Source organism: Pseudomonas brassicacearum, assembly GCF_000585995.1.
Taxonomy (GTDB): domain Bacteria; phylum Pseudomonadota; class Gammaproteobacteria; order Pseudomonadales; family Pseudomonadaceae; genus Aquipseudomonas; species Aquipseudomonas brassicacearum_A.
The window spans coordinates 1,211,946-1,228,104 of the sequence record NZ_CP007410.1; the positions used below are offsets into that span (position 1 = coordinate 1,211,946).

At 58.0% G+C, this 16,159-nt stretch carries 18 protein-coding genes and 1 tRNA gene; 13 read left to right on the plus strand and 6 right to left on the minus strand.

From position 1 onward, the window contains the following. Window positions 1–78 precede the first annotated feature (78 nt). Window positions 79–609: a hypothetical protein gene (locus CD58_RS05125; protein ID WP_025211989.1), complete on the plus strand. Its 531-nt coding sequence runs from the start codon at window positions 79–81 to the stop codon at window positions 607–609. 686 nt (window positions 610–1,295) lie between these two features. Here the strand turns inward: CD58_RS05125 and CD58_RS28740 are convergent. From CD58_RS28740 to CD58_RS05150, 5 genes are all read right to left on the minus strand, one after another. After that, on the minus strand, window positions 1,296–2,633 hold the full coding sequence (locus CD58_RS28740; RefSeq protein ID WP_025211990.1) for a hypothetical protein: 1,338 nt from the start codon (window positions 2,631–2,633) through the stop codon (window positions 1,296–1,298). Window positions 2,634–2,740: 107 nt separating this feature from the next. Further along, on the minus strand, window positions 2,741–3,235 hold the full coding sequence (locus CD58_RS05135) for a hypothetical protein (protein WP_025211991.1): 495 nt from the start codon (window positions 3,233–3,235) through the stop codon (window positions 2,741–2,743). Window position 3,236: 1 nt separating this feature from the next. After that, window positions 3,237–3,530, minus strand: a complete 294-nt coding sequence (locus CD58_RS05140) for a hypothetical protein (RefSeq protein ID WP_025211992.1) — start codon at window positions 3,528–3,530, stop codon at window positions 3,237–3,239. Window positions 3,531–3,579: 49 nt separating this feature from the next. Beyond that, a complete protein-coding gene (locus CD58_RS05145) occupies window positions 3,580–3,909 on the minus strand; it encodes a hypothetical protein (protein WP_025211993.1) in 330 nt (109 codons plus the stop codon). Window positions 3,910–4,197: 288 nt separating this feature from the next. Further along, window positions 4,198–4,282: transfer RNA gene (locus CD58_RS05150), tRNA-Leu, on the minus strand. A 108-nt stretch (window positions 4,283–4,390) separates the two neighbouring features. Between CD58_RS05150 and queA the strand changes: the two genes are divergently transcribed. The 6 genes from queA (at window position 4,391) to CD58_RS05180 (ending at window position 10,476) form a co-directional block, all read left to right on the plus strand. Beyond that, on the plus strand, window positions 4,391–5,440 hold the full coding sequence (gene queA, locus CD58_RS05155) for a tRNA preQ1(34) S-adenosylmethionine ribosyltransferase-isomerase QueA (RefSeq protein WP_025211994.1): 1,050 nt from the start codon (window positions 4,391–4,393) through the stop codon (window positions 5,438–5,440). A gap of 14 nt (window positions 5,441–5,454) precedes the next feature. Further along, window positions 5,455–6,570 carry a tRNA guanosine(34) transglycosylase Tgt gene (tgt, locus tag CD58_RS05160; protein ID WP_162178159.1) on the plus strand — a complete coding sequence of 372 codons (1,116 nt, stop codon included), beginning with the start codon at window positions 5,455–5,457 and terminating at the stop codon, window positions 6,568–6,570. A 43-nt stretch (window positions 6,571–6,613) separates the two neighbouring features. Further along, entirely contained in the window at window positions 6,614–6,952 is a 339-nt protein-coding gene (gene yajC, locus CD58_RS05165) for a preprotein translocase subunit YajC (protein WP_003185175.1), read from the plus strand. 65 nt (window positions 6,953–7,017) lie between these two features. Next, window positions 7,018–8,886 carry a protein translocase subunit SecD gene (gene secD / locus CD58_RS05170; protein ID WP_025211996.1) on the plus strand — a complete coding sequence of 623 codons (1,869 nt, stop codon included), beginning with the start codon at window positions 7,018–7,020 and terminating at the stop codon, window positions 8,884–8,886. Between the two features lie 9 nt (window positions 8,887–8,895). Continuing rightward, on the plus strand, window positions 8,896–9,810 hold the full coding sequence (secF, locus tag CD58_RS05175) for a protein translocase subunit SecF (RefSeq protein WP_025211997.1): 915 nt from the start codon (window positions 8,896–8,898) through the stop codon (window positions 9,808–9,810). A 117-nt stretch (window positions 9,811–9,927) separates the two neighbouring features. Continuing rightward, a complete protein-coding gene (locus tag CD58_RS05180) occupies window positions 9,928–10,476 on the plus strand; it encodes a glycine zipper 2TM domain-containing protein (RefSeq protein ID WP_025211998.1) in 549 nt (182 codons plus the stop codon). 362 nt (window positions 10,477–10,838) lie between these two features. Here CD58_RS05180 and suhB read toward each other — a convergent pair whose 3' ends face one another. Then, on the minus strand, window positions 10,839–11,657 hold the full coding sequence (suhB, locus tag CD58_RS05185) for an inositol-phosphate phosphatase (RefSeq protein WP_025211999.1): 819 nt from the start codon (window positions 11,655–11,657) through the stop codon (window positions 10,839–10,841). A gap of 144 nt (window positions 11,658–11,801) precedes the next feature. On the opposite strand from suhB, the gene trmJ reads away from it, so the two are divergent. The 6 genes from trmJ (at window position 11,802) to iscA (ending at window position 16,153) form a co-directional block, all read left to right on the plus strand. After that, window positions 11,802–12,572, plus strand: a complete 771-nt coding sequence (trmJ, locus tag CD58_RS05190; RefSeq protein WP_025212000.1) for a tRNA (cytosine(32)/uridine(32)-2'-O)-methyltransferase TrmJ — start codon at window positions 11,802–11,804, stop codon at window positions 12,570–12,572. A 1-nt stretch (window position 12,573) separates the two neighbouring features. Then, on the plus strand, window positions 12,574–13,350 hold the full coding sequence (cysE, locus tag CD58_RS05195; RefSeq protein WP_025212001.1) for a serine O-acetyltransferase: 777 nt from the start codon (window positions 12,574–12,576) through the stop codon (window positions 13,348–13,350). A 268-nt stretch (window positions 13,351–13,618) separates the two neighbouring features. Next, the gene (gene iscR / locus CD58_RS05200) at window positions 13,619–14,110 is read left to right on the plus strand and encodes a Fe-S cluster assembly transcriptional regulator IscR (protein WP_003185160.1); all 492 of its coding nucleotides are present in this window, start codon (window positions 13,619–13,621) and stop codon (window positions 14,108–14,110) included. Between the two features lie 50 nt (window positions 14,111–14,160). After that, complete coding sequence (locus CD58_RS05205) at window positions 14,161–15,375, plus strand: IscS subfamily cysteine desulfurase (protein WP_025212002.1); 1,215 nt, start codon at window positions 14,161–14,163, stop codon at window positions 15,373–15,375. A 42-nt stretch (window positions 15,376–15,417) separates the two neighbouring features. Next, complete coding sequence (iscU, locus tag CD58_RS05210; RefSeq protein WP_003185157.1) at window positions 15,418–15,804, plus strand: Fe-S cluster assembly scaffold IscU; 387 nt, start codon at window positions 15,418–15,420, stop codon at window positions 15,802–15,804. A gap of 25 nt (window positions 15,805–15,829) precedes the next feature. Continuing rightward, complete coding sequence (gene iscA / locus CD58_RS05215) at window positions 15,830–16,153, plus strand: iron-sulfur cluster assembly protein IscA (protein ID WP_003185155.1); 324 nt, start codon at window positions 15,830–15,832, stop codon at window positions 16,151–16,153. Window positions 16,154–16,159: the final 6 nt, after the last annotated feature.

Here is a 16,159-nt window from a genome sequence, read left to right on the forward strand (position 1 = left end):
TGTATGACACGTCATCGCGACATAGCATGGCGTCTAACTATTAGTTAGATTTCGTTAACTTACGCATGAGAATATTTTATGAGGCGCGCACTTGTTTTGATAATTTTGTTGGTGCTGTCGGCATGCACAACCATTTCAGACTTAAAAAAGCCAATTAAAGAGCAGTATTTTGTCCTCGCGCAAGACTATGTGCGTACCGAAATTCGAGGCCTTTCTGATGTAAAATGGGTCGAAGGGCTAAAGTCTGGAAAATATGTTTCTGTCGGAGAGGACGAAAATGGCATTTACTTCAAAGGGGAAGCGGCATGTGTGCTTCTTCTTGCTAACAAAGATGCTGATTATTATCTGAAGAATGGGGAAGTCAGCGAGTCAGCTAAATCTAATATCAAAATCTTTCCACGTCCGATCAACGTAGGGGGGCTCTGGATTCCCAAGAAAGGTGTAAATGCAGACCCTAAATTATTCTACGAAATTCGCAACGCCACGGATGGAACTTTCGCGGGAGTAACAGGCATGGCAATTGTCGAAGCCACCGAAGGTTCTATCAATTTTCTTCAATTTGGATCCGAGAAAAATTTTGTTAAAAATCTAACAATCATTGATCAATAACAATCTAACTATATGCTCAAATCGTTCGCTTCGCTCACTGGGACCGGCTAAAGCCGGCCCCTTAGGCCTGCAGTCAGATTGTGCCAATACTGTTCAGCTAACGCTCCACAATGAGGCAGTTGAATGCTGTTTCTTTGATTGAAGGGATCACGTATTTCATGTGCCGTTCCTTGGGGAGCTGTTTTAATTTGTGATGATGGCAGATTTATTCGGGCTGGGTATCTCCTGTGCGCTATTTTGCGGCCTGTGACGGCCTACAGAAGCGCTAGAAGGGGGACGAGTCCCTATCCATGCCCTATGCCACCGACCGCATTCGACCCAAAGCTGACGTTCGCGCCGGGCGGCGTGTAGCCAGCAATGATTGTTCGACTGATGAAGCGGAGACAGTTATGCGACCGATCCACCTCGGCAGCGTCTGCCAGGGTTTCTTGGGAGAGGGCCACGGCTTTTCGTCGCGCACGGACTGCTGCCCCCAAGCGGGGTACTTTCTTCGGCAAGGTCTCCTCCGAGATCTCAAAGAGATGGAAATGTAACGAAGATGGAGCGACTAGACGGAGTAGCAGGAAAAAGGGGACGGATTTATTTTCTATGGCTGAGCTGGGCCGTCTCCTTTGTTACCTAGATTGGCCTGGTGTAAACGCCCGGCGCTCAGTATATCTAGCGGTAGAGTGTTCAGTCTCCCTGTGCTATCCCCGCTTGAGCAGCTTGGATACGCGTGTCGCAACGAACCATACAAATTGGCCCGAACCAACCAGCAGGCGCTTCAGCACACGGAGGCACTGGCCCAAGCGATGCCGTGCTGCCCTAAGAACGCGACGCCTATCAGCCGCAGGCCGTGCATCAATCAAACACAGCTTGGTAGTCGCCAACGCCACTTTTGCTCCGACCGCTACAGCGACAGCAAGGAAATACAGCCAACGGTGATTCTTGGCTTTGTCATGTTGGCTGACTAGTGCCGACAACTGCTTCAAGGAAGGCTTGGCACCGGCGAGCCAGGGAATGATGCATTCGCTGGCCAAGGCTACGGTGTGGCTGCTGATGTTTTTGTCTACAAGTCCCGGCGGGCCATCAGGATTGACCGAGCAATAGCCGCGGGGGACGTACTCGCAGGTGCTGGAGAGGGGCGATGAGCGCGACATACCATTGGAAAAGTACTTCACGGGGCACAACCGTTGGTTGTAGTCGTTGATCTCTTTGCGGATGGCGATCACATCCTCGTCGCTTATGGCTCTTCTAGTCGCGGCGTAGAACCCCTTGGACTCGTTCGGTGCGAAATCTATGAAGTAGCCGGATTCACCTTCCTTGATGTGAGTAAAGGTCCACTGTGAATCGCTGCTCCACTGGCACGATTTCAGGCTACCCAAGCCATTGGCCTTACAGTAATCATCGTAGCGCCTGATCTGGCTCAACAGGAACGCACTGGCGTCCTGGATGCTCGCTGTCGCCTCCTTCAGTAATGCGGCGTCTTCATTGGCTCCGTTGTCCGCCACGAAGAACACCGCTGCGACCAATGCCAGCGGAAACCAGAAGTGATCGTATAGCTGTCGGAAGCGTTCGGTGAGGTTGAGGTTGTCATAAATAAGGACCATGACACCCCATCCGGTGAGGGTGCAAAGCATCAACAGGGGAATCAGCCCGACTTCGCTGCCCAGCTTCCCAACACCGTTGATGGTGTAACGAATGGGCAGGTAATTGATGGTTGGGAAAAGGCCCAGGCAGTTCAACAGACCGGGTAGGAACAAGAGCGCGAAGAAGATGAACACGCCTCGCTTCTTGCTCACGGTAAAGGCCGCTGCTGCCAGCAAGGGGATCAGCAGCAGTGACAGCATCATCAGATAGCCCAGCGTGATCACCATGGCTTCATCGGGGGACCAGTAAGTTCCGGTGATTTGCCCGGCGTCGTTACGCCCGGTGAAGGTCGATGATACGACGCCAAGGCCTTCCAGGATCTGGTGCAGGTTGTAGGCAGCGCCGTGGAGAAATTTTACGTAAGGGTAGAAAAAATCCCCTATTGAAATTGACATCAATTTGAATCCTTCAATTCTTTTGCCAATCCGTGGTTACGTAGAAGAGAGCGTGAGAAACGGCCAGATTATTTGCGAGTTTATCCGAGGCGGACGCCCGCTCGGCCTTAAGATGCAAGTGCTCTTATCATCGCGAGTGAGTAAACGTTTCCCTCGCCGGATCCCCATAATAGAGGGGATAGCCGGTCGTCGGCGGTGAATATTAAATGGGTGGATGACAGCTCTATTAGTTTGGAGTCAGTCAAGCCAAATTGAGGGAGGTAGGGGTTGTGTAAGTCGTCGTGGAGATTGGAATCTATCTCTTTGAATGTTTCAAAAATGGTTCTGGCAATTTCAAAAGCTTTTTCTTGAGCGTAACCCTTTAAATCTAGAAGGTTGGAGACCTCTGCGGCAATGTATTTCGTTGTGTAGCCCTCTCCAAATGGTTGGATGGCTTTAAGCAACAAGTCATAGTCGCCAATGCTAAAGTCTTTCAGTCGCTTCGAGCTAGAGATGAACCTGCCTTCTTCTACGCTGCCAATTATTAGCAATAGCAGAAGGTTGGTATCAATAATTATGTTTCTTTTGTGGTTGGGTACCGATCTTTTTTTGTTTTTGGCCATCTTATTGGCCTTTGTAACGCTTGAATCCCTTGAGCGATCCATCTTTAGATGAGACCAAAAAAGTCTTGTACTCTTTTCGCTTGCCCAAAACAGTGGCCAATTCAAAAAGCGGCGTTCTAGTACGAGTTCCTGAGAGCGGTGAGGGGGTACGGTCGACATCGTAGCTAAAGGTCACCTCATACCGCGAATTGTCATCTGAAATGACAATCTCCTCCAGAACTATGTTACTTGCTCCCTGTACAAAATCATTGAAGCCATTACGGGCAGCTGCTTCAGCCTTTTTAAAGTCGATCATGATTTCCTCCTGTCGGGTCAGCCGGCGTAAATAAATGTGTCATGCCTGATCAAAGAACATCCCGCAGATAATCCCTCAGAATGATAGCTGGAGCATAAAGCCCTTCCATCGTCAGTGCAGCACCAAAATTCTTTGCCAAACGATGCAGTTCACAACCCAGCACTGTATCCACTCCTCCAACCGCCCCCAGCGCCAGATCCAAGCACCGACCAATCTCACTCTGAATTCCGGCCACATCCTCTCTCCGTACCAACAATCCAAAGACTTCCCGATCACAACCGCCCATCAACGGATCATCCCGCAGAATCGGACTATGCCCCTCCGTCTCATAAGCCAGCTTAAGCGAGTAAAGAGCGACCGTTTCCAGCAGTAATTCCATGGGGTGAAATCCTTTGTCAGCGGGTGAGGAGGGGCGGTGGGTCAACTGGGCGTTGCAAGGCGGAGCATCGATGGGGGCTGTGACATTTTTGTGAGCGCTTTGCGCTCAAGCGGGAGCAAGCTCCCTAGCCACAGGTTCCTACTAGCCACAGATTCTTCCTTGCCACAGGTTTGGTGGTTGGGGCTGCTTCGCGGCCCAGCGGGGACAAATCCCCTCGCCACAAATGGATCGGGTGACTTTCTTGCAGACGAAAAAAAAGACCTTGAATTTCAAGGTCTTTCTTTAAGATGGTGCCCCGAGGGAGACTCGAACTCCCACTCCTTTCGAAAACGGATTTTGAATCCGCCGCGTCTACCAATTCCGCCATCAGGGCTCAATGGCGGCGAAGTATAGAGAGGTGCCTACCGTTGGTCAATCACGTTTCATGGTGAATTTTTGATATTTCCGCTAGACTTTCCGGCCCTGCTAGACGAACCCCATCATGCGTGTTGCTGACTTTACCTTCGAACTCCCGGATTCGCTGATCGCTCGCCACCCTCTGGCTGAGCGTCGCGCCAGTCGACTGTTGACCCTGGACGGGGTCAGCGGTGCCATGGCTCACCGTCAATTCACTGATTTGCTTGAGCATTTGCGCCCGGGCGATTTGATGGTGTTCAACAATACCCGGGTGATTCCGGCGCGGTTGTTTGGCCAGAAGGCCTCCGGTGGCAAGCTGGAGATTCTGGTGGAGCGGGTGCTGGACAGTCATCGTGTGCTGGCCCATGTGCGCTCCAGCAAGTCGCCCAAGCCGGGCTCGTCGATCCTCATCGACGGTGGCGGCGAGGCGGTGATGGTGGCGCGGCATGATGCGTTGTTCGAGCTGGAGTTCGCCGAAGAGGTGTTGCCGCTGCTCGACCGTGTCGGGCACATGCCGTTGCCGCCTTATATAGACCGCCCGGACGAAGGTTCGGACCGCGAGCGTTATCAGACCGTGTACGCCGAGCGCCTGGGGGCGGTGGCGGCGCCGACGGCGGGGCTGCATTTTGATCAGCCGTTGCTGGAGGCGATTGCCGCCAAGGGCGTGGAGACCGCGTTCGTGACGCTGCACGTTGGCGCTGGCACTTTCCAGCCGGTGCGGGTCGAGCGCATCGAAGACCACCACATGCACAACGAATGGCTGGAAGTGAGCCAGGAAGTGGTGGATGCCGTGGCGGCCTGTCGCGCGCGCGGTGGTCGGGTGGTGGCGGTGGGGACCACCAGCGTGCGGTCCCTGGAAAGCGCTGCCCGCGATGGCGTGCTCAAGCCGTTCAGTGGCGACACCGACATCTTCATCTACCCGGGCCGGCCGTTTCATGTGGTCGATGCCCTGGTCACCAACTTTCATTTGCCCGAATCCACGCTGTTGATGCTGGTTTCGGCGTTCGCCGGTTATCCCGAAGCCATGGCTGCCTACAAGGCCGCCGTCGAGCATGGATACCGCTTTTTCAGCTACGGTGATGCGATGTTCATCACCCGTAACCCCGCGCCACGCGGACCCGAGGAAACAGTATGAGTCGCACCTGTCGCATGTCCTTCGAGCTGCTCGCCACCGATGGCAAGGCTCGTCGCGGTCGTCTGACCTTCCCCCGCGGTACCGTGGAAACCCCGGCGTTCATGCCGGTGGGCACCTACGGTACGGTCAAGGGCATGCTGCCACGGGACATCGTCGCCACGGGCGCGGAGATCATCCTCGGCAACACCTTCCACCTGTGGCTGCGCCCGGGCATGGAAGTGATCAAGGCCCACGGCGACCTGCATGATTTCATGCAGTGGAAAGGCCCGATCCTGACCGACTCCGGTGGTTTCCAGGTGTTCAGCCTCGGCGCGATGCGCAAGATCAAGGAGGAGGGCGTGACCTTTGCTTCTCCGGTGGACGGTTCCAAGGTGTTCATGGGCCCGGAAGAGTCGATGCAGGTACAGCGCGACCTGGGCTCGGACATCGTGATGATTTTCGACGAATGCACGCCGTACCCGGCCGATGAAGACGTGGCGCGGGTGTCCATGGAGCTGTCGTTGCGCTGGGCCCAGCGCTCCAAGAACGCCCATGGCGAAAACACCGCGGCGCTGTTCGGGATCGTCCAGGGCGGTATGCACCAGGACCTGCGCATGCGCTCCCTCGAAGGCCTCGACAAGATCGGCTTCGACGGCCTGGCCATCGGCGGTTTGTCGGTGGGCGAGCCCAAGCACGAGATGATCAAGGTGCTCGATTTCCTGCCGGGCCAGATGCCCGCTGACAAACCTCGTTACCTTATGGGCGTTGGCAAACCGGAAGATCTGGTTGAGGGTGTGCGCCGCGGGGTGGACATGTTCGATTGCGTGATGCCAACCCGTAATGCCCGCAATGGGCATCTGTTCATCGACACGGGCGTGCTGAAGATCCGTAACGCGTTCCATCGCCATGATGATTCGCCGCTGGATCCGACCTGCGATTGCTACACGTGCCAGAACTTCTCCCGTGCTTATCTGCATCATTTGGACAAGTGCGGCGAAATGCTGGGTAGCATGTTGAATACCATCCACAATTTGCGCCATTACCAGGTGCTTATGGCTGGTTTGCGCGAGGCTATTCAACAGGGTACATTGGCCGCCTTTGTCGAGGCCTTCTATGCCAAGCGCGGGTTGCCTGTTCCGCCCTTGGACTGAGTTTTCCGATCCTAAGATTCAATACTTGCAACTGGAGTGCTAAATGAGCTTTTTTATCTCTAATGCCATGGCTGACGCGGCTGCACCTGCTGCTGCCGGTCCTATGGGCGGCGGTTTCGAGTGGATTTTCCTGGTCGGCTTCCTGGTGATCTTCTACCTGATGATCTGGCGTCCACAGGCCAAGCGCGCCAAAGAGCAGAAGAATCTGCTGGGCAGCCTGCAGAAGGGCGACGAAGTGGTCACCACCGGCGGCATCGCTGGCAAGATCACCAAAGTGGCTGATGACTTCGTGGTACTGGAAGTGTCCGACACTGTTGAAATGAAGTTCCAGAAGGGCGCTATCGCGGCCACGCTGCCAAAAGGCACGCTGAAAGCGATCTAAGAGTTTCAACTTCTATTCAATCGACGGGGCGCGCAAGGCGCCCCGCGTCATAAGCGGGCGGCGTGATGCTGAACAAATACCCTCTGTGGAAATATGTACTGATCCTGGCGGTGCTGGCGGTCGGTCTGATTTATTCCGCTCCCAATCTTTACCCGGATGACCCGGCCATTCAGGTCAGTGGCGCAAGCACTGCCTTGCAGGTCACCCAGGCTGACCTGGATCGTTCGAGCGCAGCCCTCAAGGCCGCCGGGATCGAAGTCAAGGCTGCAACCATCGCCGAAAACGGCAAGGGTGGCCTGTTGCGCCTGGTCAAGGCTGAAGACCAGCTGCCGGCCAAGGACGTGGTGCGCAAGGCCATGGGCGATGATTACGTCGTAGCCCTGAACCTGGCCCAGACCACGCCGCAATGGTTGCGCAAGCTCGGCGCGCACCCGATGAAGCTCGGCCTGGACTTGTCCGGTGGTGTGCACTTCCTGCTGGAAGTGGACATGGACAAAGCCCTCGACGCGCGCATGAAAGTCTACGAAGGCGACGTCAAGAGCCTGCTGCGCAAAGAGCGCCTGCGCTATCGCAGCCTGCCGCAACTCGACGGTGCCATTCAGCTGGGCTTCAGCGATGAAGATACCCGCGAGCAGGCCCGTTCGCTGATCCGCAAGAACTTCAACGATTTCGACATTGTGCCGGCCGACCTCAATGGTCAGGCGGTGCTGCGTCTGGCGATGACCCCGGCCAAGCTGGCGGAAATCCGCGAATACTCCATCAAGCAGAACTTGACCACGGTACGTAACCGCGTCAACGAGCTGGGTGTGGCCGAGCCGATCGTGCAGCGCCAGGGTGCCAACCGCATCGTGGTCGAGCTGCCAGGCGTGCAGGACACCGCCGAAGCCAAGCGTATCCTCGGCAAGACCGCCAACCTGGAATTCCGCCTCGGTGCTGAACCGGGTGCTTCCAAGGCCACGACCGAGAGCTTCGAGTTCCGTGAAGGCGGTCGTCCGGCGGCGCAGATCGAGCGTGGCCTGATCATCACTGGTGACCAGGTGACCGACGCCCAGGCGGGCTTCGACGAGCAGGGTCGTCCACAGGTGAACATCCGCCTCGATGGCCACGGCGGCGAACTGATGAGCCGCGCCACGCGCAGCAACGTCGGTCGCAGCATGGCGGTGATCTTCATCGAGCAGAAACCGACCACCACTTACACCAAGCAAGTGGTCGACGGCGTCGAGAAAGACGTCGCGGTGCAGACCTTTAAGGAAGAGAAAAAGATCATCAGCCTGGCGACCATCCAGTCGCCACTGGGCAGCCAGTTCCGCATCACCGGCCTGAACGGCCAGGGTGAATCCTCGGAACTGGCCCTGCTGCTGCGTGCCGGTGGTCTGGCCGCGCCGATGTACTTCGCTGAAGAGCGCACCATTGGCCCGAGCCTGGGTGCCGACAACATCACCAAGGGTATCGATGCATCGCTGTGGGGCATGCTGTTCGTCTCGCTGTTCATCATCGCCATCTACCGCTTCTTCGGCATCATCGCCACCGTCGCGCTGGCGGTGAACATGGTGATGCTGCTGGCCCTGATGTCGTTGCTGGGTGCCACGCTGACCCTGCCGGGTATCGCCGGTATCGTGTTGACCATGGGTATGGCGGTGGACGCCAACGTGCTGATCTTCTCGCGGATACGTGAAGAGATCGCCGCGGGCATGACGATTCAACGGGCAATCAACGAAGGCTTCGGCCGGGCATTCACCGCGATTCTCGATGCCAACCTGACCACGTTGCTGGTGGGCGGGATTCTCTTCGCCATGGGCACCGGCCCGGTCAAGGGTTTCGCAGTGACCATGTCCCTCGGGATCTTTACCTCGATGTTCACAGCCATCATGGTGACCCGCGCAATGGTCAACCTGATCTTTGGCGGTCGTGACTTCAAGAAGTTGTGGATTTAAGGGGCTGCCATGTTACGTACAATCAACTTCATGGGCGTTCGCAACGTTGCGTTCGGCGTCACATTGTTTCTCACCGCGCTGGCGTTGTTCAGCTGGGGCACCAAGGGTCTGAACTACGGCCTGGACTTCACCGGCGGTACGCTCATCGAGCTGACCTACGAGCGTCCGGCCGACGTCTCCAAGGTGCGTGAGCAACTGGCGACCTCGGGCTACAGCGATGCCATCGTGCAGAGCTTCGGTGCAACCACCGACCTGCTGGTGCGCATGCCGGGTGAAGACCCGCAGCTGGGCCACCAGGTAGCCGAGGCCTTGCAGAAGGCTGGCGGCGACAACCCGGCGCAGGTCAAGCGCGTCGAGTTCGTCGGCCCGCAAGTGGGTGAAGAGCTGCGCGACCAGGGCGGCCTCGGCATGCTGATGGCGCTGGGCGGCATCCTGATCTACCTGGCCTTCCGCTTTCAGTGGAAGTTCGCGGTGGGTGCCATTGTCTCGCTGATCCACGACGTGATCGTGACCGTGGGCATCCTGTCGTTCTTCCAGATCACCTTCGATTTGACGGTGCTGGCGGCGGTGCTGGCGATCATCGGTTACTCGCTCAACGACACCATCGTGGTGTTCGACCGGGTGCGTGAGAACTTCCGCGTGCTGCGCAAGGCGTCCTTGATCGAGAACATCAACATCTCGACCACCCAGACCCTGCTGCGGACCATGGCGACGTCGATCTCCACCTTGCTGGCGATCGCGGCGCTGCTGTTCTTCGGTGGTGACAACCTGTTCGGTTTCTCCATTGCGCTGTTTGTCGGTGTATTGGCGGGTACTTACTCGTCGATCTACATCGCCAACGTGGTGCTGATCTGGCTGAACCTGAGCACCGAGGACCTGATTCCTCCAGCGGCCACCGAAACGGAAGTGGACGACCGCCCATAAGGCTCGTCGCTCCGCCCGTCACCGCTGAAAAGGCGCGAGTTGAACTCGCGCCTTTTTTTGTGCTCCAAGGCTGGGAGAAGCGCGGATTAATCCGCTTGTGATGGTCAGGAGGTTCAAGTGAACAAATCGATGCTGGTTGGTGCGGTATTGGGTGCTGTCGGTGTAACAGCCGGTGGTGCGGTCGCCACCTACAGCTTGGTAAAAAGTGGCCCTGAGTCTGCGCAAGTGTTGGCCGTGGAACCGGTCAAGACCCAAATCAAAACCCCGCGTGAAGTGTGCAAGGACGTCACCGTGACCCGGCAGAAGCCGGTTCAGGACCAGCACCAGATCGCCGGTACTGTCCTGGGCGCCGTGGCCGGTGGCCTGTTGGGCAACCAGATCGGCGGCGGCACCGGCAAGAAAATCGCCACCGTGGCCGGTGCGGCCGGCGGCGGTTATGCCGGTAACAAGATTCAGGAAGGCATGCAGGAACGCGACACCTACACCACCACCCAAACGCGCTGCAACACGGTCAATGACATCAGCGACAAGGTTGTAGGCTACGACGTTCGCTACATGCTCGACGGCAAGGAAGGCAAAGTCCGCATGGACCGTGACCCGGGCAACCAAATCCCGGTGAACAAAGAAGGCCAGCTGATCCTGGGTCAGAACGAACCCGCCCAGTGATCCAACCGCTATGAAAAAAAGCACCCTTCGGGGTGCTTTTTTTGTGCCCATGATCCATCACCCACCGCCAGTCCCTTGTGGGAGCGGGCTTGCCCGCGAAAGCGGTGGATCAGCTTGCATCCATGTTCGGGGTGTCATCCATTGTGGCGAGGGGATTTATCCCCGCTGGGGCGCGAAGCGGCCCTCAATGCCAGCAACCCGGTATGTCAGGCAGATTGAATTGACTGCTTGGAGGGGGGGCTGCTTCGCAGCCCAGCGGGGATAAATCCCCTCGCCACAAAGGGAGGTGCTTGCCTACATGAGGGCAGATTCCAGGCATAAAAAAAGCACCCCGAAAGGTGCTTTTTCTGTAGCCGAACTGTTTAACGCTTCAACGAAGCCGGCAGATGCGGCTGGATAGCGGTGAGCACAGCCTTGAAGCATTTGGTGTTGCCGGCAACGATATGGCCTTTTTCAAGGAAGTCGTGGCCGCCGGTGAAGTCGCTCACCAAACCGCCGGCTTCCTGGATCAGCAGGGCGCCTGCGGCCATGTCCCATTCAGACAGGCCTGACTCCCAGAATGCATCGAAACGGCCAGCAGCCACATAAGCGAGGTCCAGGCTGGCGGCGCCGGCGCGGCGGATGCCGGCGGTCTGGCCGACGAGGGCCCGGAACATGCCCAGGTAGTTGTCCAGGTTGTCCATCTGGTCATCGCGGAACGGGAAACCGGTACCCAGCAGGGCGCCTTCCAGGCTGGTACGACCGCTGACGCGCAGGCGACGGCCGTTCAGCTGGGCGCCACGGCCACGGCTGGCGGTGAATTCTTCCTGGCGAACCGGATCCAGCACAACGGCGTGTTCCAGGCGGCCACGGTATTTGCAGGCGATGCTGACAGCGAAATGAGGGATGCCGCGCAGGAAGTTGGTGGTGCCGTCCAGCGGATCGATGATCCACAGGTACTCTTCACCTTCGATCCCGGTGCCGGCGTGCATGCCGGTCTCTTCACCCAGGATCGAGTGATTCGGGTAAGCCTTGCGCAACGCGTCGACGATTTTTTGCTCGGCGGCGCGATCCACCTCGGACACGTAGTCCTTGGCGTCTTTTTCATCGACCTTGATGGTATCCAGGCGCTCGATGGAGCGGAAGATCAGTTCACTGGCGCTGCGGGCGGCGCGCAGCGCGATATTCAGCATGGGCTGCATGGAGGTGTCACCTAAGGTTGTTAAAGAAAGCCGCGCATTCTATCAGAAAGTTTTCTCAGGAGAAGGTTGGTGTTCGCTTTCATAGCTTAACGGTAGGTGCTTAGGTAAGATTTGCTCCCTTTATCGTGTTCGAGAGCGCCTCCCTTGTTGCAGAACATTCGTGTCGTCCTGGTCAATACCAGCCATCCGGGTAACATCGGCGGAGCTGCGCGGGCCATGAAGAACATGGGCTTGTCGCGGCTGGTGCTGGTCGAACCTCGTTCGTTTCCCCATCACGAAGCCGACGCCCGGGCTTCCGGCGCCGGCGACATCCTGGCCAATGCCCAGGTCGTCGCCACCCTGGAAGACGCCCTGGTGGGTTGCAACCTGGTGCTCGGCACCAGCGCCCGCGACCGTCGCATCCCTTGGCCACTGCTCGATCCTCGCGAATGCGGGACCAAAGTGATCGAGGAGGCCGCGCAAAACGCAGAGATCGCCCTGGTGTTTGGTCGTGAAGATTCCGGCCTGACCAACGAAGAGCTGCAGCGATGTCACTTTCACGTGCATATCCCTTCCGACCCGGAGTTCAGTTCCCTGAACCTCGGGGCGGCGGTGCAGGTGTTGAGCTATGAAGTGCGCATGGCTTGGCTGGCGGCCGAAGGCAAGCCCAGCAAGGTCGAAAAAATCGAGGTCACGTCGCCGCGCAGTGAGACACTGGCGACCATGGACGAGCTGGAACGATTCTATGAACACCTGGAGCAGACCCTGGTGGACATCGAGTTCCTCGACCCAGACAAGCCTCGGCACTTGATGGCGCGCCTGCGTCGGTTGTACGGACGAAGCTCGGTTAGCCGGGCGGAGATGAATATATTGCGCGGCATCCTCACGGAAACCCAGAAAGCGGCCCGTGGCGAGCTGATTAAGCGGAAGAAATAAAATGTTCGAACGTTTGCGTGAAGATATCCAAAGCGTTTTCCATCGCGACCCAGCGGCGCGCAATGCCTTTGAAGTGCTGACCTGCTACCCGGGAATGCACGCGATCTGGATCCACCGCCTGTCTGGCGCCTTGTGGAACATGGGCTGGAAATGGCTAGCGCGGGTGGTCTCGAACTTCGGCCGCTGGTTGACCGGGATCGAGATTCATCCGGGTGCCAAGGTCGGTCGTCGGTTCTTCATCGACCACGGCATGGGCATCGTCATTGGCGAAACCGCCGAGATCGGCGACGACGTGACGCTATACCAGGGCGTGACCCTTGGCGGCACCAGCTGGAACAAAGGCAAGCGCCACCCAACCCTGGAAGACGGCGTGGTGGTGGGCGCGGGCGCCAAGGTGCTCGGGCCGTTCACGGTAGGGGCAGGGGCGAAAGTCGGCTCCAACGCCGTGGTCACCAAGGCTGTGCCTCCCGGCGCCACTGTGGTGGGCATTCCGGGGCGGATCATCGTCAAGTCCGACGACGAGCTGGACGCCCGGCGCAAGGCCATGGCCGAGAAGATCGGCTTCGATGCCTACGGCGTCGGCGAAGACATGCCCGACCCGGTCGCCCGCGCCATCAACCAGTTGCTCGATCACCTGCAGGCCGTCGATGGGCGCCTGGAGGGGATGTGCGGCGCCCTGAAGGACCTGGGCAGTAATTACTGCGCCAAGGACCTGCCTGAGCTGCGCGAGGAAGACTTCGCGTGTGTGAAGGACAAGGATGAGAGCCAGGCTAGCTGAAACCCTGCTGGCCTCATCGCGAGCAAGCTCGCTCCCACGGGGGATCTGTGGTGTACACCCATTGTGCATCCACCAAAGCCCTCCTGTGGGAGCGAGCTTGCTCGCGATAAACGACAGCGCGGTATCACTGGTCGCCACTGGCCAGCCTTTGCTATCATTCGCGCGCTCTTTCGCGGGTAAACCTGAGTAAAGCACTAGGTCTTATACTTGACTTAAATACTCGGGAATTGCATACTCGCCCCCATTCCGAACTCCGTGGTAATTGTCCATGCGACTGACTACAAAAGGCCGATACGCCGTGACCGCAATGCTGGATCTGGCATTGCATGCGCAGCACGGGCCGGTGTCCCTGGCCGATATCTCCGAGCGCCAGGGCATTTCCCTGTCCTATCTTGAGCAGCTGTTCGCCAAGCTGCGCCGCAGCAACCTGGTTTCCAGTGTTCGCGGCCCCGGCGGCGGCTACCAGCTGTCACGCGACATGCAAGGCATCCAGGTCGCCCAGGTGATCGATGCAGTGAACGAATCGGTCGATGCGACCAAATGCCAGGGCCTTGGCGACTGCCATGGCGGCGATACTTGCCTGACCCACCACTTGTGGTGCGACCTCAGCCTGCAGATTCACGAATTTCTAAGCGGTATCAGCTTGGCTGACCTTGTAACTCGCCGTGAGGTGCAAGAAGTAGCCCAGCGTCAGGACCAGCGCCGTTGCAATAGCAAGGCGCCACACCTGGACAAGATTGAAGCGTCCGCCGTCGAATGACCGCCGCAGAGCAAGCGGAACGCCAGCCAGCCTGATTTAGGAGAGACTCCATGAAATTGCCGATTTACCTTGATTACTCTGCGACTACCCCGGTTGATCCGCGTGTCGCGCAAAAAATGAGTGAATGCCTGCTGGTCGACGGAAACTTCGGTAACCCGGCGTCCCGCTCCCACGTGTTTGGCTGGAAGGCCGAAGAGTCGGTCGAAAACGCCCGTCGCCAGGTCGCTGACCTGGTCAATGCCGACCCGCGTGAAATCGTCTGGACCTCCGGTGCCACTGAGTCCGACAACCTGGCAATCAAGGGTGTCGCGCACTTCTACCACACCAAGGGCAAGCACCTGATCACCTCCAAGATCGAGCACAAGGCTGTCCTGGACACCATGCGCCAACTGGAGCGTGAAGGTTTCGAAGTCACCTACATCGAACCGGGTGAAGACGGCATCATCACCCCAGCCATGGTGGAAGCCGCACTGCGCGACGACACCATCCTGGTTTCGATCATGCACGTGAACAACGAAATCGGCACCGTCAACGACATCGAAGCCATCGGCGAGCTGACTCGCTCCAAAGGCGTCCTGTTCCACGTCGACGCGGCCCAGTCCACCGGCAAGGTCGACATCGACCTGTCCAAGCTCAAAGTCGACCTGATGTCGTTCTCGGCCCACAAGACCTACGGTCCTAAAGGCATCGGCGCGCTGTACGTGAGCCGCAAGCCGCGTGTGCGCATCGAAGCGACCATGCACGGCGGCGGTCACGAGCGTGGCATGCGTTCCGGCACCCTGGCGACCCACCAGATCGTCGGCATGGGCGAAGCCTTCCGTGTAGCCAAAGAAGACATGGCTGCCGAGAACGTGCGCATCAAGGCCTTGAGCGACCGCTTCTTCAAGCAGGTCGAGCACCTCGAAGAACTCTACGTCAACGGCAGCATGATCGCCCGCGTACCGCACAACCTGAACCTGAGCTTCAACTATGTTGAAGGCGAGTCGCTGATCATGGCGCTCAAGGATCTGGCCGTGTCGTCCGGTTCGGCGTGCACCTCGGCGTCGCTGGAGCCTTCGTACGTACTGCGCGCCCTGGGCCGCAACGACGAACTGGCCCACAGCTCCATTCGCTTCACCTTCGGTCGCTTCACCACCGAAGAAGAAATCGATTACGCCGCGCAGAAAGTCTGCGAGGCCGTTACCAAGCTGCGCGCTCTGTCGCCGCTGTGGGACATGTACAAAGACGGCGTCGACATTTCGAAAATCGAGTGGGCGGCGCACTGAGAAGTCGCCACCAGAGCGACTCACTGATGAGGATTAAAGCAAATGGCATATAGCGAAAAGGTCATCGACCACTACGAGAACCCGCGCAACGTCGGCAAGATGGACGCGCAGGATCCTGATGTCGGCACCGGCATGGTCGGCGCGCCGGCGTGCGGCGACGTGATGCGCCTGCAGATCAAGGTCAACGAGCAAGGCATCATCGAAGATGCCAAGTTCAAGACCTACGGCTGCGGCTCGGCCATTGCGTCCAGCTCCCTCGCCACCGAGTGGATGAAGGGCAAGACCCTTGATGAAGCCGAAACCATCAAGAACACCCAGCTGGCTGAAGAACTGGCCCTGCCGCCAGTGAAGATCCACTGCTCGGTACTCGCCGAAGACGCCATCAAGGCCGCCGTTCGCGATTACAAGCAGAAGAAAGGCTTGATCTGATCCGCGTACCGGTAAGGAGTTATCCATGGCTATCCAGATGACAGAAGCGGCAGCTAACCATATCCAGCGCTCCCTTGCGGGGCGCGGCAAGGGCGAGGGTATCCGCCTGGGTGTTCGCACCACGGGCTGTTCTGGTCTCGCCTATGTACTGGAATTCGTCGACGAAGTGGGCGAAGACGATCAGGTGTTCGAAAGTCATGGTCAGAAAGTGATCATCGACCCGAAAAGCCTGACGTACCTGGACGGCACCGAGCTGGATTTCGTCAAGGAAGGGTTGAACGAAGGCTTCAAGTTCAACAACCCCAACGTGCGCGGTGAGTGTGGCTGCGGCGAAAGCTTCAACATCTGAGGCGGC